Below are 20,532 nucleotides of genomic sequence, written 5' to 3' on the forward strand. Positions count from 1 at the left end.
TTGGAAGTCAAAGCACCCAAAAAACATTGGAAGGCCAAACTGCACGAGGTGATCTACGGAACACATACGCCTGCCGGTAAAATGTTCGACATCATCCTGCTGGTCGTGATCCTGTATAGTGTGATCATCGTAATGCTGGAAAGCATCCCGGCCATAGACAGCAAATACCATTCTTTCCTGAATGTTTCAGAATGGGTAGTGACCATTCTCTTCACCATCGAATACATATTACGGATAATTTGTATCAAAAGACCCAGCCGGTACATTTTCAGTTTTTTCGGAATAGTTGATCTGTTATCCACCATCCCCAAATACCTATCCTTCTTCGTAGTTGGCTCCCAATATATCACTGCATTCCGGGCGCTGCGCCTCCTGCGCGTATTCCGGATCCTGAAGCTGGTCCGGTTCGTAGGGGAATCTAACAACCTGCTCAGGGCACTAAAAGCAAGCAGGACCAAGATCTTCGTTTTTATCTTCTTTATCCTTATCATTTCCATCCTGCTGGGCACCATAATGTACATGGTTGAAGGACCCCAGCATGGCTTTAACAGTATTCCGCACAGTGTTTACTGGACCATAGTTACCCTGACCACTGTGGGCTACGGGGATATATCTCCCCAGACTGGACTTGGACAAGTCATTGCCACAGTGATCATGATCATCGGTTATGGAATTATTGCAGTGCCAACGGGAATTGTAACGGCAGAGTACAGTACTCAACTCCAGAAGAAAGATCAGAAAGAAGACGACGCGGAACAGCATTGCCCTAACTGTCATGCCCATATTGTGATGATCGATGCGAGGTATTGCCGGAAATGCGGTACCCAATTAAGAGAAGACTGATGGCTGAGAAATGGCTTATCGCTGTAGTGGGCCCTACCGCATTAGGAAAGACACGCTGGGGTATCACCCTGGCCCGCCACTACGGGACAGAGATAATCTCCGCAGACAGCCGGCAATTTTACCGTGAAATGCGCATAGGCACCGCGGTACCGAGTGAAGAGGAACTGTCAGCGGCCAGGCATCACCTGATACAGCACAAGAGTATCCATGACCACTATAGCGTGGGAGATTTTGAAAAGGAGACCCTGGAACTTCTGGATCAACTCTTTTCACATCATACAGAGGTAATGCTTGTAGGAGGCAGCGGTTTATATGTCGACGCAGTAACTCAAGGCCTGGATCAATTCCCCGAAGTACCTCCGCATACCAGGGAGAAGCTGAACAAGAGACTGGAGGAGGAAGGCCTGGAAGTTTTACAGGACGAATTAAGATCACTGGATCCCGTTTATTACCAGGAAGTAGACCTGGAGAATCCACACAGGGTGATCCGGGCGCTCGAAGTATGCCAGGCCAGTGGACGGCCATATTCCGACTTCAGGAAACGCAGGAAAGCCAGAAGGGATTTTAAAACTATCTATTTAGGCTTAGATGCACCACGGGACCTCATTTACCGGAGAATTGAAGAACGGGTAGACCTGATGATAAAAGAGGGTTTGGTGGAAGAGGCCCGTAAATTACATGGGCTCAAACATCTCAATGCACTTCAGACCGTTGGTTACCGAGAACTTTTCAGGTACTTTGAAGGGGAATGGGACCTGGACACAGCAATTTCGGAGATCAAGAAGAATACCCGGCGGTTTGCCAAAAGGCAACTCACCTGGTTCAGGAAGAACAAGGAGATCACCTGGATTCCGTATGATGCGAACCCCGAACGAGTCGTTGAGATCATAGAGCAGCTTAAAACGCAACAGCATGAAGCATAAAAGAGGAAACATCTATTATGTCATGGGGGTTTCCGGCAGCGGAAAATCTACCATTGGAAAAATGCTTGCGGAAGCCTTGGGACTCCCTTTTTATGACGGCGATGATTACCATCCAGCGGCAAACGTTGAGAAAATGGCTGCCGGTCATCCCCTGGATGACCATGACAGAAAAGGCTGGTTACAGGCCCTTAATGAAATAGCCAGGTCACACCGGGAAAACGGAGTGGTTATCGTCTGTTCTTCCCTTAAGGAAAAATACCGGGCCATCTTATCCCGGGGACTTGAAGACCAGGCACATTTTATTTTCCTCCAGGGCAGTTTCCAGGAGATCCACGATCGCCTGAGGTCCAGGAAAGGCCATTTTATGCCGGCCGGATTACTGCGTTCGCAGTTTGACACCCTGGAAATACCCACAGATGCCATCACGGTAAGCATAAGTCCGCCTCCGGCAGAAATCCTGCAGGAACTCAAAAAAAAACTTGGTATCAGCTGATACCAAGTCTTATTTCATTTATCCTGAAGCTACCGGGTTCTAGCTATCCGCTGTCTTTTCAACAAGTCGGAAACCTTCTCCATGTATATTCAGGATTTCTACGGTATCATCGCGTTTCAGGTATTTACGGAGTTTCGCGATGTAGACATCCATACTCCTGGATGTAAAATAGTTATCGTCTCTCCATATTTTGGTTAAGGCCAGTTCCCTGGGCATCAGGTCATTCTTATGCAATGCGAGGAGCCTGAGCAGTTCGTTCTCTTTTGGAGAAAGCTTGATAGCCTCTTCCTCTTTGTATTTCAGGAATCTCAGTTTGGAATTCAGATGAAAATTACCAATTTCAAATTCAAATTGATTACTATCTACCAGTGTGTTAGATGCTTTCCTCTGAAGTATTGCTTTAAGTTTCATCAGCAGTACCTCAGAATCAAAAGGTTTATTCAGGTAGTCGTCTGCTCCTGCCTTATAACCTTTTAACACATCCTCTTTCATGGTTTTTGCGGTAAGGAATATGATCGGTACATTCTCATTCTTTTCCCGAATCTCCTTAGCCAGCGTGAAACCATCTTTATAGGGCATCATTACGTCCAGGATACAGACGTCAAAATTATCTTTCTTGAATTTTTCAAAACCCTCCATCCCGTTCTTCGCCAGGGTGACGTCAAATTCGTTCATAGAGAGGTAATCCTTGAGTACGATTCCAAAATTGGGATCGTCTTCAACTAGTAATATCTTCTTTTCTGCTGTTTCCATAGAATTCTAAATTAAAGGCAGTTTAATGTAGAAAGTGCTTCCTTTTCCTTTCTCACTTTCAGCATATACTTCGCCTTGATGGTCATCAATTATTTTTTTCACATAGGCCAGTCCAAGCCCGTGTCCTTTTACATTATGTATGTCCCCGGTATGTTCCCTGTAGAACTTCTCGAAAACCTTTTTCAAAACTGCTTTGCTCATCCCGGCCCCCTGATCCTGGACCTTGATGATAATATAATTGTTAGCCACTTCGGTATACACATCAATCTTGGGCGCTTCTGGCGAATACTTCACCGCGTTGTCCAAAATATTGACGATCACATTCTCAAAGTGCATATCGTTAGCCAGCACCTCGGACCTTTCAGCATCCAGGTGTGTATTAACATATCCCCCGCGATCAGCGACGATGAGGTCTACGTGTGCGATGGCATCCTCAATGATCTGATGGGCATCCACGCGGTCTTTACTGATATCCAGCTGGTTCTTTTCCAGCTTTGAGATCCGCAGTACATTCTCAACCTGTGCATGCATTCTTTTATTTTCATCACGGATCATCTGCAGGTACCTGTTCACCTTTTCGTGGTCAGCGATGATCTTTGGATTCTTTATGGCTTCAACCGCCAGGTTGATCGTAGCGATAGGCGTTTTGAATTCGTGGGTCATATTATTGATGAAATCCGATTTGATCTCGGAGATCTGCTTTTGACGGATGAGCTGGTAGATAGCACCTGCATAAGCCACAACGATGATCAGGGTAAACAAGAGCGACAGGATCGCCATCCCGATCACAGATTGCAGCAGGAACTTTTTCTGTTTGGGAAAGGTCAGCATCAGGCTGAAATTACTTTCACCCTCACTGTTCTTAAATAAAGGCGCCTTATAGATATTATCCTTGCTGAACTGGAATCCCCTGGAGCGTACCTTGGTTGGCAGTCCCCTGCTGTAAACCCCGTATTCATATTCGATATCAATACCCCGGTTACGAAGTTCATTCTCCAGCATCAGCTCGATCTCCTGGCGGCTTACCCTTTTATGGATGGCCACCCGCTCTGCATATTCGCGGTACACATCGTCAAAAATAGCCTTGTCTATAGAAGACATCCCGCCGATCTTCTCGAGCTTCTGGATGGGGTTCAACTTATAGCTTTTACCATCTAGGCCGTATTCTTCCCGGAAAACAGCTTTGGTGCGTTTGCTGGTGTAATTTTTTATGGTGGTTGTATCAGATCCTGTACCACTGTCAAAGAACGTGGAAGCTATATTGTAATCTTCCTCCAGGATACCGTGAGAATAGAACAGTATCTCGTTGGAATTTAAGTCTCTATCGATGAAAAATATATTGCTGAGCTGCGACCCTTTAAGCTCCCCGATACTATCCTTAAGATTCAGGAAACGGTCGGAATACTCCTTCATTTCCCTGTTTTCGATCTTATCGGTAACCTTGATAAGGACTTCGGAGATCGTGTTGGTAAATTGCTCTTCTTTATCCTCTACCGAACTTTTGATCCAATAAAGCTGGACAGAAATAATTCCAACCAGGGACAGACTCATCAATATGACAAGAAGAACAAATAATCGCTTATTCATCTAGGGTAAAATTAAAAATTTAACATTTAGGGAATTGCCTGTTTAACCTAACCTTAACAAAAATGTTAAAATTCGGCCTCCCCTAATTTTCAAGGAGTTTCCTGTGAATTTCCAAGACTTTCCGGCGGGTAGTTTCCAGCTCGTTATTCTCAATGACGAAATCGGCAAAAGGAATTTTTTCTGCATCAGACCATTGGTTCTTCATCCGCTCCAGTATCTCTTCCTGCTTACTGCCATCTCGTTTCAATAATCGTTCCAACTTGGTATCTATCGGGGCCGTGACCAGTATTATAGCATAAAAGTCTTTATAACTGCCATTCTCGATAAGAATGGCGGCCTCCTGTAAAACATAGGGCACATTCTGCTGGGCCCGGGCCCACATCCCGGCATCTTTCCGCACCGCCGGGTGTACCAGCTGGTTGAGCTTTTCCAGCAAATCCCGGTCGTTGAATACCTTTTGGGAGATATATGACCTGTTTAACTTTGATCCTGCATAGGCCTGCGGCCCTAACAGATCTATAACGGCAGCTCTTAATTCAGCCGATTCCGTCATCAGTTCTTTCGCCCTGAGATCAGAATTATATACCGGGACACCAAGATCACGGAACATGGATGCCACGGTCGATTTACCACTTCCTATACCCCCTGTGAGTCCTATGATCCTCATTGCCGCTTAAGTATAAATTCTACCTCCCTGTCCTCTATTTCCACCGAATGGAGATCGGAGGGTTTTTTACGCAGGGAGACCGACAGGAAGTTTTCATTTTCCCTCGGGGCGCTGAAATCGGCGATTAACCGGAAATCATTAGGAGACAACGACTTTAGCCTTTCCACATCTGCCTTTATTAACAGCGGTAAGTTTGGCGGAAAAGTTTTGATCTCTGTTCCTTCGGGCAGGTTTTGTACTTCCACAGGAACTTCCAGGATCAGTTCCGAAAAACGGAACACTTTAGCACTTACTTGCACCTTTTCCCTGTCCAGGCGGGTATTCCTTAGTCCATCAGGCATTTTAAGGGCTACCTCCTCCGTAAAATCTTCAGTGATATCTGTAAGCTTCTTCTTCCGGGTATAGATATGTTTTATGGTATCTATTTCATTGATCGGTCCCCTGATCATCACGGTATCCGGATCTATGACCGGGATGCTGTCCATCATGTGGTTCTTCCCGAGGCTGATACTTAGTCTGGAGACCACCGGCAGCGGCTTCTCAGATATTTCATTAAAATCAAGGTAAATATTTTCCCGGTCCATTCCCCGGATCTCCATGGATGCAGGAAGTTGTTTTTCTACCTGTTCGCGGTAAACAGCTGCAGGTATAAGGAAGCGATTACCGTCATGGGTAAGCTCTGTAAGATCTATAGCGACCTTGTGTTTATTGAAGTTAAACCCCAGGAACTGGAAGCCAGTTGCCTCCAGTCGGACTCCAACCTCCTGTTTAGAGGCCCCGGCCAGGATAAGACTGTCCGGCACATTGATATACTCCAGTTCAAAGGTTGCCTGGTCCGTATGGGTATCAGATAGTTTACTGATCAGCCATGCCATGAAAGATGCCAGCAGGAATAACAGGAAGGTATTTACCTTTCTCCTCGGGAAACGATTCTCTGTCTGGTTCATGTATCTGTGGTTCTTTGAAAAAACAAATGCGGAAATAATGCTTCTGGTTGCTTTCTGCTAAAATTAACCAAGATAGTTGACTTCAGAAAACCATATCCGTATCCAATGAATTGAATAAATACCGCGATAACTCCCAGCAAAGCCACCTGCAGACTTTTGGTTCGGAAATAAGCATCTGCGGTCAGCAGAATGATATAACCTCCGTACAGACCGGGGAGTACCCATCTTAATGGTCCGGGAAAAATTAAAGCAAGGATGATCGCTGCAATCAGACCCAATAAGAACAGGCTGGGAAACCAGTAGGTAATTCTCCTGGTATGAGGATGCCAGGAACTGAGAATGGGGCGTACCATCCCAAATTTCCTGATCTGTTGGTGAAATTTGCTGAAATCCACCCTGCGTTTATGAAACACGTAAGCTCCCGGTAACAGACCGGTTCTGAAGCCCATTTGCTTTAAGCGGATACTCAGGTCCGGATCTTCTCCGGGATGAATGTTCCCAAACCCCCCGGTCGCTTCAAAAGCTTTTTTAGAGAGCCCCATATTGAAGCTCCTGGGTTCAAATTTATCCTTTGCGGCCCCTTTTCCACGAATACCGCCGGTGGTAAGGATAGAGGTCATTGCATAATTGATGGCTTTCTGCACCGGGCTGAAAGAAGGATGAGCAGTATCCGGACCTCCGAAACAATCCAGGAATTCTTTTTCCAGGCTGTCATCAACCACCTGCAGGTATTCCCGCGGTAATAAGCAATCTGAATCCAGGATGATAAAATAATTCCCGGAAGCCACCCTCATTCCGAAATTCCGGGAATCCCCGGGCCCCGTATTCTTCTTATAAAAATATTGTATGTTGAGTTTATCTTTAAAATCCCTGATCACTGACTCCGAGGTTTCCGAGGATCCGTCCTCTACCACCACCACTTCGAAAGCCAGATCACCCTCAAGAGCGCTCATGCTCTGGAGCAGCTCGCTCAGCTCCCCGGGCCGGTTATATACCGGGACAATAAAGGAATATCTCAGCTCCATACAATAGGTGTTTAAACAGAAAAGCCATCCACTGCTGGGATGGCTTAACTGTTTTTGAACTTTTTTATTTTGAGAATGCTTCCATAACCTCCTGGCTCACACCCATGTTAGAGAATCCTCCGTCATGGAACAGGTTCTGCATTGTCACCTTCCTGGTCAGGTCGGAAAACAGGGAAATGGTATAGTCTGCGCATTCCTGGGCAGTGGCATTGCCAAGGGGAGACATTTTCTCCGCATAACTGATAAACCCGTCAAAACCTTTCACCCCCTGCCCTGCTGTTGTAGGTGTCGGAGATTGAGAGATTGTATTTACCCGAACTTTCTTGTCTTTCCCGAAGAAATATCCAAAGCTACGGGCTACAGATTCCAGGTAAGCCTTATTATCGGCCATATCGTTGTAATCAGGGAAGGTTCTCTGGGCTGCCATATAGGTCAGTGCCACGATACTACCCCACTCGTTCATGGCGTCGTTCTTGTATAAGGTCTGTAAGACCTTGTGGAAGGAAAGAGCTGATACATCCCATCCCTTGGTCGTGAAATCGTAGTTCTCATCGGTATAGTGACGTCCTTTCCGAACATTGACTGACATCCCGATCGAGTGCAGTACAAAGTCGAGCTTCCCACCAAGCACTTCAGTGGCTTTAGTAACCAGTTCATTAAGGTCTTCTTCACTTGTGGCGTCTGCCGGAATGATCTCTGATCCTGTCTTTTCGGCAAGTTCCTTTATCTTTCCCATACGCATAGCGATAGGTGCGTTGGTAAGGACGAAAGTACCTCCTTCTTCATGAACGCGTTCCGCGGTTTTCCAGGCGATAGAATTCTCATCCAGGGCGCCAAAAATTATCCCTCTTTTTCCCTTTAGTAAGTCGTTGGCCATATTAAAATGTCTTTGATATCGTTAGTTGGTCAAAGATATCCAAAAAAGATAAATAGGCCCGCATATTAGCGCGAATTACGCCTGGAGTTGTAACGAGATAAATTTAGGTAATGGAGGGGGTGGAATTACCGCCGTCTCAGGGCACTATACGAGATATCAAAGCATTAATTCAGCAATTGGCGGGCGTGGGCGACGGCAGAATCTGACACATCGTTCCCCCCGAGCATCTGGGCAAGTTCAAGGATTCGTTCTTCCGTGTCCAGCGCTTTCATCTTGGTATGGGTTACCCCATCTTCATCAATCTTGTAAACCTTGAAATGCTGGTCCCCTTTGGATGCCACCTGGGGTAAGTGCGTGATGGTGAATATCTGCATGGACTTACTCATTCCCATCATGATATCCCCCATCCTGCTGGAGATCTCCCCGGAAACCCCGGTATCTATCTCGTCAAACATCATGGTTGGCAGGGGTTCATATTCGGCCAGTATGGATTTGATGGTCAGCATGATCCTGGAAAGTTCTCCCCCGGAAGCAATTTTCTTCAGGTCTCCGTAGCCCGTACCTTTATTGGCAGAGAAAAGTAAGGAAAGGGTTTCCTTACCGCTCGACTTATATTCCCGGCTAGGCACGAGCTCCAGTTTAAAACTGGCATTGGGCATCCCCAGCGGGTGCAGTCTTTTTTCCATCCGCTCAGCAAATTCGGGTAATACCTTCAATCGCCTGCTGTGCAATTCATCACTCAGGGAATCCAGCGATAACACCAGGGCAGATAACTCCTTTTCCCTGGAATTGATCTTCTCTTCCAGGTCTTCTGAAGAAGACACCTTCTTCTCCAGCTCTTCCCGTATAGCGAGCAGGTCATCGATCCCTGTTACGCCATGTTTCTTTTGGAGGTCGTATAATGTTCTCAGCTGGTTTCCCACCAATTCCAGTTGCCGGGGATCGGATTCCACAGATCGCTCCAGCGCACTGAACTCATCCGCAATATCATCTGCCTCGATGATAAGCGCTTGTATACGTTCGTTCAGGCTTTGGTATTTTGGGCCGAATCCCGTCAGTTTCTGGGAAGCATTGCGCAATTCGCGGAGAAGGGTCAGCACCCCCACCTGCTCATCATTCAGCAGCTGGTCCCCTGCCCCAAGCTGTTCCATGATTACCTCCACGTTATTCAGGGCTTCGTATTCAGATTCCAGTTCCTCCTGTATCCCGGGCTCTAAGCGCGCTTCGCGTAACTCCTGCAGGAGAAAACCGTTATAGTCCTGCTCTTTCAGCGCTGCCTGTTGTTGTTCCTTCAGGTCTTCAAGCTCGGCCTGTAGTTTCCGGAATCGTTTCAGCTTATCGCTGTAAGCCGACAATAATTTACGGTTATCAGCAATGGCATCGATCACCTTCAACTGGAAGTCCTGCTCTGTTAACTGCAGTGTCTGGTGTTGCGAATGGATGTCGATCAGACGACGTCCCAGCTGTGTCAGGATATCCAGTGTCACGGGCACATCGTTGACAAATGCTCTGGATTTCCCGCTCGGTAGGATCTCACGGCGGATAATGGTATGCAGTTCGTAATCCAGGTCCAGTTTCTCAAACAAGGGCTGCAGTTCAAAACTACCTACCTCGAATCCTGCCTCGATGATACACTTACGTTCAGTATCGCGCAGCGAAGACAGATCGGCGCGTTTTCCCAGGACCATGGAAAGTCCATCCAGCAGAATTGATTTCCCCGCCCCGGTTTCCCCGGTTATCGTAGTGAATCCCCTGGAAAAACTGACATTCAGGTCATCGATTAAGGCAAAGTTCTTTATGGAAAGATGGGTGAGCAATCGTCTGTATTTTTAAGACGATAAAGGTAAATGATAAAGTGATGTAAAAAAAAGGGGCTAATAATTAATTTCATTCCAGGTTCCCGAATAAAACGGAGCTACCCTGTTCAGTGTTTCCTTCAACTGCACAATGTCCACTTTAGGGCCATCTGAAAAGATATTCTTGATCTCCTCTGATTTGGCATCAAAGAAGGTCTGTATCAGCAGGGCATTCGGGCGGCGGCTGATCATGGTTTCGAACAACCGGAGGGTCCCCGCAACCACCTGTTTCCCCGTAGTATTGTTATCTGCCAGTACATCTAATCCTTTCCTGTGGTAATTATAGAGGGCGATACGGTATTCACGGAAAGTATTAGACATCAGGTTATCGACTAACTGGAACCTGCTCCTGTTCTCTGCCGCTGTCTGCCCCCAGCCGGAGAAACCACTTCCCTGGGCCTGGGTGACGATCTGTTGGGCTCTTTCGTAGAATTCGGTTCCGCCTTCCAGCGCAAAGGTATCGGCATCCAGGCCCAGCATAATATAGGCATAGTACGCCACTACCCCCACCAGGTTAGATCCAAATACATTCTCGTTATAGACCAGGGGCTGGAATTCTATATATTCAAAATTGAAATCATTGTCCTTGTAATTGAATACCGGGCTCTCATACGAGGTATTGAAAACCGGCCTGGAAGACTGCAGTTGTATGTTGGCCTTAAAGCGGTTGTTCTCGTACTCCTGTACCGTGATGAACATCCTGCAATTGACCCTTTCATTCTCCTGGTAGACCTTATTGGTCCATTTGCTCTTATTAACAAAATCACTGAGTGATCGTTCAAGGGTTCTGAAGATCTGCTGGTTGGTCTGGCTAACCTGCTCAGAATTTACGGTAACAGTGCAGTTCAACTCCTGGGCACCGATCTGCATAAAACAAAAAAGCCCTGAAATTAGAGCAACTACCTTAATTCTGAATCCTTTGGATGATTTCATTGAAGATATCTTTGGCCACCTCGGCCTTGCTTTTTAATGCAAACGCCTTAATCCCTGAATTCTTGTCCAGGAATGATATTTTATTGGTATTTCCCCCGAATCCGGCCCCCTCGTCTCTCAGCGAGTTCAGGACGATGGCATCGAGGTTCTTCCTGGCCAGTTTCTCCCGGGCATGTACCACCTCGTTCTCGGTTTCCAGGGCAAAACCTACCAGGAATTGTTTTTGCTTCTTTTCCCCAAGGGATTTAAGGATGTCGGGGTTTTTTACAAGCTCGATCTGCATTTGATCTTCCTGTTTTTTGATCTTCTGGTCTGCTGTCTCCCGTGGCCTGTAATCGGCTACCGCAGCAGCACAGATCACGATATGGCTATCGCCGAACTCGTCATGAACTGCCTTGTACATTTCATTTGCCGTAGTAACCCTCAGCAGTTTTATTCCCGGAAATCCTGCCTGCAGATCTGTAGGTCCTGATACCAGGACCACTTCTGCCCCCAGGGCAGCGGCTTCGTCAGCCAGCGCAAATCCCATTCGCCCGCTGGAATAATTTCCGATGAAGCGGACAGGATCTATAGGTTCATATGTAGGCCCGGCAGTGATCAGTACTTTTTTACCGCGAAGCGGCATGCGCTCCGTATAATATTCCCTGAGTTTTGATACTATGTCTTCGGGCTCAGCCATCCTGCCTTCTCCGTGCAGGCCGCTGGCCAGCTCTCCTGCCCCTGCGGGGATCATAACGTTCCCATAAGACTCCAGGGTACTGAAAGAAGCTTTGGAGGATGGGTGTTTATACATATCAAGGTCCATTGCCGGGGCAAAGAAGACCGGGCATTTAGCCGAGAGATAAGTAGCCAGCAACAGGTTATCACAGGTCCCGGAAGCCATCTTAGAAAGTGTATTGGCCGTGGCCGGAGCAATCAGCATAAGATCAGCCCACAAGCCCAGTTCCACGTGGTTATTCCAGTCTACACTTCCGTCTTCCTCCCGGATAAAATCGACCAAAGCCGGGTTCTTGGATAGTGTAGCCATGGTCAGGGGGGTAACGAAAGAAAGGGCGTCCTTCGTCAGAATTACTTTGACGTTGGCGCCCTCTTTAACGAGTAATCGTACGAGAAATGCAGATTTGTAAGCAGCAATACCTCCGGTGACTCCCAAGAGTATATTCTTACCGCTCAGCATTCTACTCTGAATCTTTCTCGGTATTCCTGTAATAGATCTTGTCTTCTAACCACTCCTGGATGGCCAGTGCATGTGGTTTTGGTAGTTTTTCGTAGAATTTGGACACTTCGATCTGTTCCTTGTTCTCAAAAACTTCTTCAAGGCTGTCACTGTAAGTAGCAAACTCTTCCAGTTTTTCTAGCAGCTCTTTCTTGATCTCAGAATTGATCTGGATAGCTCTTTTGGCCGTTATAGAGATAGCCTCGTAGATGTTCTCCGTTGGCTTATCAAACTCGTTACGGTTCACTGTAACCGTAGAAACGGGAGCTTTAGAATTCTTTAAATCGTTCATATTCATTTTGAGAGATTTTCTTGTTTTTGTACTTGCGCTAATTCACTTTCAATATCTTCTGCCAGCTTGTTCGCTTCTTTTGCAAACCTGGTATCAGGGTAATTCTTTATCAGGTTCTGGTAAGCAGCTTTGGCCGCAAGCAACCTTTCCTTCTTTTTCTGAACAGTACTGTTCATCGCCAGGTTTGTACTAGCCACTACTTTCAGGTACATAGCTTCTTCCCTGAATACTGAACCGGGGTTATCGGACACAAAATTATCAAGCGCCGCGATCGCGGAAATGTTGTATTCCAGGATGTAAGACTTTCCTAACTTAGTGAATTGTTTGGCTATCTCGAATTCTTTACGCTCTTTTTTGGTCGTAAGTTCCCTGGCCATAGCATTCGCTTCTTCCAGGTATTCAGATTCCGGATACGTATTGATAAACGACTGCAGCTTTACAAGGGCCTTGTCGGTATCAGTCTGGTCCAGGGAATAAGCCGGGGACAATTCGTAATAACTCTTAGCTCCTAAGAATGCCGCCTGTGATGCCTTATCACTTTTAGGATAAGACTTCAGGAAACGCTCAAACTGGTAACCTGCAAAATTGTAATCTCCTATCTGGTAATATGAATCCGCAAGAAAGAACATCACCCGTTCTCCTTGTGGCTTCCCTACATACTGGGGTGCTATTTGTGCCAGCAAACGGTTGGCACGCTTAAAATCACCTTCATCATACAGTTTCTCCGCCATTTCGTACTTGGCTTTTACATCTTCGTTCTTGAGTACCTTTTGGTAATCACTGCAAGAAAAAAGAAAGCCGGTTACAAAAAGTAGGAATAGGATTCGCCTCATGCTAAAAAATATTTTGCAAAATTACGGAATATTGGTGGAATATAAAATTTCTTTATCAAAGAGATGACAAAGCAGGAGACTAATTTAAACAGCCAGTTCTATTCCAATCCGCGATTGGGGAAGATTTAACATAATCTCTCTTCGGGCTGCAAGCCGAATAAGTCAGATTAGCATTCAGGCCTGGATGGTCTTAAATGATTTCATAAATCCGGCGATCTGGGCCGTAAGTTCACGGGTTGCCGGTACAAGGGGCAGCCTGACCTCAGGGTTGCACAGTCCCTGTGCCGCCATCATGGCTTTTATCCCGGCAGGGTTCCCTTCCTTAAAAATAAGCTCCATCCCTTCCTTCATTTCCTCGTGCATGGCAAACGCCTCGTCTTCGACATGTTCCAGCCCCAGGCGGATCATTTTGCTGAACTCAGAAGGCAATCCCTGCGCGATTACGGATATAACCCCCGAGCCTCCTGAAAGCACTGTTTCCAGTGCGGTGATATCATCCCCGGAAATAACCATAAAGTCTTCCGGTTTCTTTCCGATGATCTTGTTTACCTGCTCCATATTCCCGGATGCTTCCTTGACCGCCACGATGTTAGGCAGTTCAGCCAGCCGGAGCACGGTTTCGGGCAGAACATTGCTCCCTGTCCTTGAGGGCACGTTATACAGAATGATAGGTATGGCCGAAGCTTCAGCCAGCATTTTGTAATGCCGGTAGATACCCTCCTGTGTTGGCTTGTTATAGTATGGAGAAACGGAAAGAACTGCTTTAAATGGCTCCAGGTTGGTAGATTTAAGCTCATCGACCAGCTGAAAGGTATTATTACCTCCAACACCAAGTACCAGGGGAAGCCGGCCGGAATTCTGCTCGATCACGGTCTTGATAACCAGCTGCTTTTCACTTTTGGCAAGCGTAACTGATTCTCCAGTGGTACCAAGGACCACCAGGTAATCTACTCCTCCCGCAATGCAATGCTCCACCACCTGTTTTAAAGCCTCTACATCTATGGTAAAATCAGCGTTAAAAGGGGTAATCAATGCAACTCCTGTTCCGTATAATGCTTCCATCAGTCTAATTCGTTCAGTACTTTTAAATATTTGTGTAATTCCTGTTTAAACAATTTAAAATCATCAAGCGGTACTTCCAGGATAAGATCGTTCAGGTTCTTATCTACGCCAGAAAAACCGGCATTGATCCTTGCCCTGGTCTTAATGGTCATCAATTGCAACATCAGGTTCTCCTGGTCGTAATAATTCACCAGCAGATCGTATTCCCTGCTGAGGAACTCGAGTACGTAACTGTTCTCTATCGCCCCTTTCCATCCCAGGTCCTTATCTGAAAAAACCGGGGTGGCGTAGGGAGAGTTCTTATCGTAGAACCCCTTGTAACCGATCACCTTGATCGCATTGGGCTGCAAGTTAAAGTCCGAAACGAATTCCGAAAAGCGTTCGGCCTTGTCAAACTGATCCAGGTTGACGATAACCCCGATCTGCTTTATCCCCCTGCCCCTGGAGACCACTTTAGAGGGACTTTGCATCTCTGCTTTCAGGTATTTCAGCCCTGATTTGTGTTTGAATTTATCTTTAAGTCCCTTTAAAAACATGTACATTTACATTTCTACAAATGTAAATAATATCCTTCCAAATACGCCGCTAAGATACGTCGCATAATGAGTTTAAAAATAAAACATTTTGTTATAATTATAACATTATTGGGTGTTTACTCTTGCAGGCAGCAACCGCAGAGCATAAAGGCGATCAGTGGTAAACAGCTGCTGATACACGAAGAACTTCCCGCATCAGAGACAGTCGAGGCCTTTGTAAGACCTTACCGGGAACACCTGAACTCGGTGCTGGACAGTGCCCTGGCCTATGCCCCTCATCCCATCACCAGGACTGATGGTACGCTTAATAGTTCAGAAGGCAACCTGCTGGCCGATATTGTCATGCAGGAAGCGAATCCTATAGTGGAGGCGCGCACCGGGCGGAAGATCGACTTTGTGATGCTGAACCACGGTGGGATCCGCAGCCTGATTTCCCAGGGCGAGGTTACAGCAAGAACCGCTTACGAGGTTATGCCCTTTGAAAATGTCATCGTGATCCTTGCTATGAAAGGACAGGCGGTCCGCGACCTCGTAGATTACCTGGTTTCCTCCGGGGAGCCCCACCCTCTTTCAGGTATGCAGGTCCGCATCGGGCGAGACCGGGAACTAAAGTCGTTCCTGATTCAGGGAGCCCCATTTGACGAAGATAAGACCTATTATGTGGCCACGTCTGATTACCTGGCTAAGGGAGGAGATTATATGGACTTTTTCAAATCCCGGGACACACTGATCGACACCGGATATTACCTGAGGAATGCCATGATAGACCACTTTAAACGCGTTGACACTTTGCGGGCATCAGTTGATGACCGCTTTATTCAAATTAATTAATATGGAAAGAAGGTCCTTTATAAAGCGCACCGGCGCATCTTCTGCATTTATAGGCTTGGGAGGCCTTGGCTTGTCGGCCTGTTCCGGCCCGGAAGTAAAACACCTGACCATATTGCATACCAATGATGTTCACAGCCATATAGATCCATTCCCGGCAGACCACAGCGCTTTTCCGCTGAAAGGAGGAATCGCCAGGCGGGCTGCCCTGATCGAAGAGATCCGGCGTGAAAATCCAAATACCTTGTTGTTTGATGCCGGTGACATTTTCCAGGGAACTCCGTATTTTAATTTTTACGGGGGAGAATTGGAATTCAAGCTGATGAGCATGATGCGATATGATGCCGCCACCATAGGAAACCATGATTTTGACAATGGACTGGAAGGTTTCCTTGCACAATTACCCCATGCCAATTTCCCATTCCTTTCCGCTAATTATGATTTCACGGACACCATCCTTGACGGGATGGTAAGGCCCTACAAGGTCTTTGAACGCGATGGACTGAAGATCGGGGTGTTTGGATTAGGGATCATGTTAAAAGGAATAGTGAACGATGCGCTCTATGGAGAAACTCGTTACCTGGACCCTATAGAAATGGCTCAAGAAATGTCTGACATCCTGAAAAAGGAGGAGCGGTGCCACGTCGTGATCTGCTTATCCCACCTGGGGTATGAATACAAGAGAGGTGAATTGCCCAGTGACCTGGACCTGGCAGCGGCCACCCGCGGGATCGACCTTATCATTGGCGGGCATACCCACACCTTCCTGGACAGGCCGGTAGTGAAGAAAAACCGCGACCAGCAGGATGTACTGGTTAACCAGGCCGGGTGTTACGGAGTTAACATGGGCCGGATCGATTTTTACTTTGATAATGATGGTATCCGGGCCAATGGCACCACTGTCAGTGTATAATACATATAACCTCAGCTCTAAAAAGCCTTGAAACAAGCGGATCCACATAAAAGCATATTAAAGGCCGGTATCTTTAGATTCCGGGACCAGAAACTGGAGGCTGTGGAAGATGCTTTGGCTGTCGAAGACCCACTGGAGATCGGGATAATGATCCCAGGCCAGATTCCGCCTGTCCCGGCACAGACCATCTCGCTTACCATGCGAACCCCGGGGAATGACCGGGAACTGGCTGCCGGTTATTTATTTACCGAGGGTATTATCAGGCAGCGCGATGAGATTATACAGGTGCTGGATTTACCGGCCCTGGTCACCCTTGTCCTTAAGCCTGACCAGGAGCGAGACCTCAGCGTCCTCGAGAGACGTTCTGTCACCAGCAGCAGTTGTGGCGTATGCGGGAAACTGAGTGCATCCGCCATTCGCCGGGAGCCTGCATACCGGGAAAACGCCTCTTTTGAACCCATAGAGTCTAGCGTGCTCCAGGAGCTCCCCGAGAACCTGAGGGCTGCCCAACACAATTTTGAACGTACCGGAGGGCTGCATGCCGCGGCGCTTTTTGATGCTGAGGGTAACTTACAGTTGCTCCGGGAAGATGTAGGCAGACACAATGCTCTCGACAAATTGCTGGGCGCTGCCCTGATGGCCGGGATGCTTCCCCTGTCGCACCAGGTCCTCCTGCTGAGTGGCAGGACCAGCTTTGAGCTTGTCCAGAAAGCAGCCATGGGGGGAATCCGGATGGTGGTATCCGTCGGTGCACCATCCAGCAAGGCCCTGCAGCTGGCCAGGGAGTACGACATTACACTTGCAGGCTTTTTAAAATCGAACGGCTTTAACATCTATCACGGGGAGAACAGGATAAAATTTGATTAAATTCAGGTTATGAAAATCAGGATAAAAGATAATTCGGTTCGTTTCAGACTCACCAGGTCTGAAGTTGAGGAGTTTGGAAACACGGGGCACTACGCTTCGCATACAGAATTCAACGGTTCAAAGTTTGGATATGCCCTGCAGGTTCAGGACGGGATCAGCGAATTACAGGCCGGGTTCACTGATAACACCATAACCTTGTATGTGCCAATTAATCTTGCAGAAGAATGGGCGAATACAGACAAAGTAGGTCTTGCGAACAGCTATACCCTGAATAGCGGGAAGCCATTGCTGTTATTGCTGGAAAAGGACTTTGTTTGTTTAGACGAACGCAGCGAGGACGAATCGGACAACTATCCCAATCCAAAAGCCACTATTCATGAGTGAGCGACCCGACCAGGAGACCCCGGAAGAAATTAGCCCGGAAGAGTTTACAGGCCTCAAAACAGGCGGAGAATCCGGCTCAGCGGCGGGACTCCCGGCTGTGCTTATGTCGGCAAAACACGTTTTCAGTGTTATGGGATTGCAACGGGGTATGAAAGCCCTGCTGAACCTCAACCAGAAGGGTGGCATCGATTGCCCGGGTTGTGCCTGGCCTGATCCGGATGACAAACGCAGCCCGGTGGCTGAATACTGCGAGAACGGCGCAAAAGCCATCGCAGAGGAGTCGACCACCAGGAAAGCAGGACCCGAGTTTTTCTCATCTAACAGCATTTCCGAACTGGCACAGCTTTATGATCACGAACTGGGCAAAAGCGGCCGCATCGCCCAGCCCATGTATTTACCCGAAGGCAAGCAACATTACGAAGAGATCAGTTGGGACGATGCTTTTAAAGTTATCGCCGAAGAATTGCGGGGTCTGGCTTCTCCTGATGAAGCAATCTTTTATACTTCGGGGCGAACCAGTAATGAAGCTGCTTTCCTCTACCAGCTTTTCGTACGCGAATACGGCACTAACAATATGCCGGATTGCAGTAATATGTGTCACGAAAGCACAGGGGTAGCGTTGTCAGAAACCCTTGGTATCGGGAAAGGATCGGTCAAGCTCGAAGATTTCTACGAAACCGAGGTCATTGTGATCATGGGCCAGAACCCGGGTACTAACCACCCGCGTATGTTAACGGCGCTTCAGAAAGCCAAACGAAACGGCGCGATAATAATATCCGTCAATCCCCTCTTTGAAACAGGGCTCCGGGCATTTAAAAATCCCCAGGAAATCAGGGGATTGCTTGGAATGTCGACAGACCTGACTGATCATTACCTGCAGGTTCGTATCAACGGAGATATGGCGCTTCTGCAGGCAATAGCCAAAGTGCTGCTCGAAGAGGAAGAAGCACATCCCGGAAAAGTTCTGGACCACCAGTTCATCAGGGAAAAAACAGAGGGTTCTGCGAAATACCTGCAGCACCTCAACACTTTATCTATGGATGCACTGGTCGAGAACTGCGGCATAGCTGAAGAAAAGATCCGGGAAGTTGTAAAAGCCATCCGTTTCAAGAATAAAATGATCATATGCTGGGCTATGGGGCTTACACAGCATAAGAATTCGGTGGACACCATCAAAGAGGTTGTCAACCTGCTCCTTTTAAAAGGAAGCATAGGAAAGTCGGGGGCAGGCACCTGTCCTGTAAGAGGACATAGTAATGTACAGGGAGACCGGACCATGGGTATATACGAAAAACCTTCAGACACACTTCTCGATAACTTGGAGAAGGTATTTGGAATATCCCCACCCCGGGAATACGGTTACGATACCGTGAAAAGTATAGAGGCCATGCACCAGGGTAAAGCGAAGTTCTTTATGGGGATGGGGGGTAATTTTCTTTCGGCTACGCCGGATACACATCATACGGCAGAAGCCATGAGGAAGTGTAACCTCACCGTTCACGTAAGCACAAAACTGAATCGAAGTCACCTGGTACATGGTAAGAAAGCACTGATCCTCCCTACCCTGGGAAGATCAGACGTGGACTATAAGAACGGGCAGCAGCAATTTGTCAGCGTGGAAAATTCGACCGGTGTGGTTCACAGTTCCCAGGGGAAATTAAAACCTGTATCCGATAAATTGCTCAGTGAACCCGAGATCATATGCCGGATGGCCCAGGCGGTACTCCCGGGCAGCAAGATCAATTGGGCCCATTTCAATGTAAACTACGACCATATCAGGGATGCTATAGAAAAGTGCGTTCCCGGGTTTGATGATTATAACCGGAGGGTACGGCGGGGACGGGGATTCTACCTCCCAAACTGTGCGAGGGAAGGTAATTTTGATACAGATAGCGGGAAAGCAAATTTTACGGTTTCAGAAATTTCCCCTATCCCTTTAGAGAAAGAAGAATACCTCATGATGACCATACGTTCGCATGACCAGTACAATACTACTATTTACGGGTTAAATGACAGGTACAGGGGTATCCGGAATGAAAGAAGGGTAGTTCTGATGAACCGGGAAGATATGGAAGAGGCTGGCCTGGAAAACAAAACGGTGGTCAATCTTTATAACAACCACGGGGGCAGATCCAGGATAGCACATAATTTCATTGCCCTTGCCTACGATATACCACGCAGGATGATTGCCACTTATTTCCCGGAAGCCAATGTGCTGGTGCCACACAGCAGCACGGCGAAATACAGCAATTGCCCTACCTCTAAATCTGTAGTTGTACGCATCCAGGCATCGGCAAAACAACATCAGGCGTAATCTCCCAGGATAGTTTTTACCAATCGGTCCTGCTCTTCCTGCAGGCTTTCTGACGGATAGGGCTTCCCTATGCGGCCATACCAGTAGTTGGCATTAAAACGATCTCCTTCCTTCCGGTGAAGATACCCATGGATCCAGCTACCCATTTCCGTATTCAGCTCCTGGGCTATGTCATGAGACTTTTCCCAGTTATTCTTAAAATCCCACCACATTGCTTTCAGGGCCAGCGGCCACGAGTTCACAGGCAAGTCGCTATCCAGGGACTTTTTGAATTCTTCCAGTGTTTTAGGTACAACGCTCATCATCTTTGATAAATATTTACAGTCCTACGGACAAAGATACCATGGCCTCGTCCCAAAATCTGCAGCCGATTAGGACGAAAA

The 20,532-nt window shown here is 47.3% G+C and carries 22 protein-coding genes; 8 read left to right on the forward strand and 14 right to left on the reverse strand.

The window, feature by feature from the left end; translation table 11 throughout:
- The 3 genes from CLV82_RS11415 to CLV82_RS11425 are packed head-to-tail and all read left to right on the forward strand — an operon-like array spanning nucleotide 1 to nucleotide 2,259.
- Nucleotides 1-843, forward strand: coding sequence for an ion transporter (locus CLV82_RS11415; RefSeq protein WP_133644427.1), 843 nt, complete (start codon nucleotides 1-3; stop codon nucleotides 841-843).
- A complete protein-coding gene (miaA, locus tag CLV82_RS11420) occupies nucleotides 843-1,766 on the forward strand; it encodes a tRNA (adenosine(37)-N6)-dimethylallyltransferase MiaA (protein ID WP_133644428.1) in 924 nt (307 codons plus the stop codon). Before CLV82_RS11415 ends, miaA begins: the two co-directional genes overlap by 1 nt.
- A complete protein-coding gene (locus tag CLV82_RS11425; protein ID WP_133644429.1) occupies nucleotides 1,756-2,259 on the forward strand; it encodes a gluconokinase in 504 nt (167 codons plus the stop codon). Before miaA ends, CLV82_RS11425 begins: the two co-directional genes overlap by 11 nt.
- A gap of 39 nt (nucleotides 2,260-2,298) precedes the next feature.
- Here CLV82_RS11425 and CLV82_RS11430 read toward each other — a convergent pair whose 3' ends face one another.
- From CLV82_RS11430 to CLV82_RS11490, 13 genes are all read right to left on the reverse strand, one after another.
- Complete coding sequence (locus CLV82_RS11430; protein ID WP_133644430.1) at nucleotides 2,299-3,012, reverse strand: response regulator transcription factor; 714 nt, start codon at nucleotides 3,010-3,012, stop codon at nucleotides 2,299-2,301.
- A gap of 6 nt (nucleotides 3,013-3,018) precedes the next feature.
- Entirely contained in the window at nucleotides 3,019-4,599 is a 1,581-nt protein-coding gene (locus tag CLV82_RS11435; protein WP_166636710.1) for a sensor histidine kinase, read from the reverse strand.
- Between the two features lie 82 nt (nucleotides 4,600-4,681).
- Nucleotides 4,682-5,266, reverse strand: coding sequence for a dephospho-CoA kinase (coaE, locus tag CLV82_RS11440; protein ID WP_133644431.1), 585 nt, complete (start codon nucleotides 5,264-5,266; stop codon nucleotides 4,682-4,684).
- Nucleotides 5,263-6,213 (reverse strand): CdaR family protein, encoded by a 951-nt coding sequence (locus CLV82_RS11445; protein WP_133644432.1) that lies wholly within the window; start codon nucleotides 6,211-6,213, stop codon nucleotides 5,263-5,265. The genes coaE and CLV82_RS11445 overlap by 4 nt, the downstream gene beginning before the upstream one ends.
- Nucleotides 6,210-7,238, reverse strand: a complete 1,029-nt coding sequence (locus CLV82_RS11450; protein WP_133644433.1) for a glycosyltransferase — start codon at nucleotides 7,236-7,238, stop codon at nucleotides 6,210-6,212. The genes CLV82_RS11445 and CLV82_RS11450 overlap by 4 nt, the downstream gene beginning before the upstream one ends.
- A gap of 64 nt (nucleotides 7,239-7,302) precedes the next feature.
- Nucleotides 7,303-8,115: an enoyl-ACP reductase FabI gene (locus CLV82_RS11455; RefSeq protein ID WP_133644434.1), complete on the reverse strand. Its 813-nt coding sequence runs from the start codon at nucleotides 8,113-8,115 to the stop codon at nucleotides 7,303-7,305.
- Nucleotides 8,116-8,279: 164 nt separating this feature from the next.
- On the reverse strand, nucleotides 8,280-9,932 hold the full coding sequence (gene recN, locus CLV82_RS11460) for a DNA repair protein RecN (RefSeq protein WP_133644435.1): 1,653 nt from the start codon (nucleotides 9,930-9,932) through the stop codon (nucleotides 8,280-8,282).
- 57 nt (nucleotides 9,933-9,989) lie between these two features.
- Nucleotides 9,990-10,904 (reverse strand): type IX secretion system protein PorD, encoded by a 915-nt coding sequence (gene porD, locus CLV82_RS11465; RefSeq protein WP_449489488.1) that lies wholly within the window; start codon nucleotides 10,902-10,904, stop codon nucleotides 9,990-9,992.
- Nucleotides 10,876-12,081, reverse strand: coding sequence for a bifunctional phosphopantothenoylcysteine decarboxylase/phosphopantothenate--cysteine ligase CoaBC (coaBC, locus tag CLV82_RS11470; protein ID WP_133644436.1), 1,206 nt, complete (start codon nucleotides 12,079-12,081; stop codon nucleotides 10,876-10,878). Before coaBC ends, porD begins: the two co-directional genes overlap by 29 nt.
- 1 nt (nucleotide 12,082) lies before the next feature.
- Nucleotides 12,083-12,412 carry a DNA-directed RNA polymerase subunit omega gene (locus CLV82_RS11475; protein ID WP_133644533.1) on the reverse strand — a complete coding sequence of 110 codons (330 nt, stop codon included), beginning with the start codon at nucleotides 12,410-12,412 and terminating at the stop codon, nucleotides 12,083-12,085.
- Nucleotides 12,413-12,414: 2 nt separating this feature from the next.
- On the reverse strand, nucleotides 12,415-13,245 hold the full coding sequence (locus CLV82_RS11480) for an outer membrane protein assembly factor BamD (protein ID WP_133644437.1): 831 nt from the start codon (nucleotides 13,243-13,245) through the stop codon (nucleotides 12,415-12,417).
- A gap of 174 nt (nucleotides 13,246-13,419) precedes the next feature.
- Nucleotides 13,420-14,307, reverse strand: a complete 888-nt coding sequence (dapA, locus tag CLV82_RS11485; protein ID WP_133644438.1) for a 4-hydroxy-tetrahydrodipicolinate synthase — start codon at nucleotides 14,305-14,307, stop codon at nucleotides 13,420-13,422.
- Nucleotides 14,307-14,843 (reverse strand): DUF6913 domain-containing protein, encoded by a 537-nt coding sequence (locus CLV82_RS11490; protein ID WP_133644439.1) that lies wholly within the window; start codon nucleotides 14,841-14,843, stop codon nucleotides 14,307-14,309. The genes dapA and CLV82_RS11490 overlap by 1 nt, the downstream gene beginning before the upstream one ends.
- Nucleotides 14,844-14,951: 108 nt before the next feature.
- On the opposite strand from CLV82_RS11490, the gene CLV82_RS11495 reads away from it, so the two are divergent.
- The 5 genes from CLV82_RS11495 to CLV82_RS11515 are packed head-to-tail and all read left to right on the forward strand — an operon-like array spanning nucleotide 14,952 to nucleotide 20,149.
- The gene (locus CLV82_RS11495; RefSeq protein ID WP_243744195.1) at nucleotides 14,952-15,674 is read left to right on the forward strand and encodes a 5'-nucleotidase C-terminal domain-containing protein; all 723 of its coding nucleotides are present in this window, start codon (nucleotides 14,952-14,954) and stop codon (nucleotides 15,672-15,674) included.
- A 1-nt stretch (nucleotide 15,675) separates the two neighbouring features.
- Entirely contained in the window at nucleotides 15,676-16,584 is a 909-nt protein-coding gene (locus CLV82_RS11500; protein ID WP_133644441.1) for a bifunctional metallophosphatase/5'-nucleotidase, read from the forward strand.
- A 27-nt stretch (nucleotides 16,585-16,611) separates the two neighbouring features.
- Nucleotides 16,612-17,451 (forward strand): formate dehydrogenase accessory sulfurtransferase FdhD, encoded by an 840-nt coding sequence (fdhD, locus tag CLV82_RS11505; RefSeq protein WP_208107979.1) that lies wholly within the window; start codon nucleotides 16,612-16,614, stop codon nucleotides 17,449-17,451.
- 9 nt (nucleotides 17,452-17,460) lie between these two features.
- Nucleotides 17,461-17,835 (forward strand): DUF7009 family protein, encoded by a 375-nt coding sequence (locus CLV82_RS11510; protein ID WP_133644442.1) that lies wholly within the window; start codon nucleotides 17,461-17,463, stop codon nucleotides 17,833-17,835.
- Nucleotides 17,828-20,149: an FdhF/YdeP family oxidoreductase gene (locus CLV82_RS11515; RefSeq protein WP_133644443.1), complete on the forward strand. Its 2,322-nt coding sequence runs from the start codon at nucleotides 17,828-17,830 to the stop codon at nucleotides 20,147-20,149. Before CLV82_RS11510 ends, CLV82_RS11515 begins: the two co-directional genes overlap by 8 nt.
- On the opposite strand, the gene CLV82_RS11520 is transcribed toward CLV82_RS11515, so the two are convergent.
- On the reverse strand, nucleotides 20,140-20,454 hold the full coding sequence (locus tag CLV82_RS11520; protein WP_243744196.1) for a hypothetical protein: 315 nt from the start codon (nucleotides 20,452-20,454) through the stop codon (nucleotides 20,140-20,142). The two genes, CLV82_RS11515 and CLV82_RS11520, sit on opposite strands and share 10 nt — an antisense overlap.
- Between the last annotated feature and the right edge of the window lie 78 nt (nucleotides 20,455-20,532).

The sequence above is a fragment of the Zeaxanthinibacter enoshimensis genome, assembly GCF_004362865.1.
Taxonomy (GTDB): domain Bacteria; phylum Bacteroidota; class Bacteroidia; order Flavobacteriales; family Flavobacteriaceae; genus Zeaxanthinibacter; species Zeaxanthinibacter enoshimensis.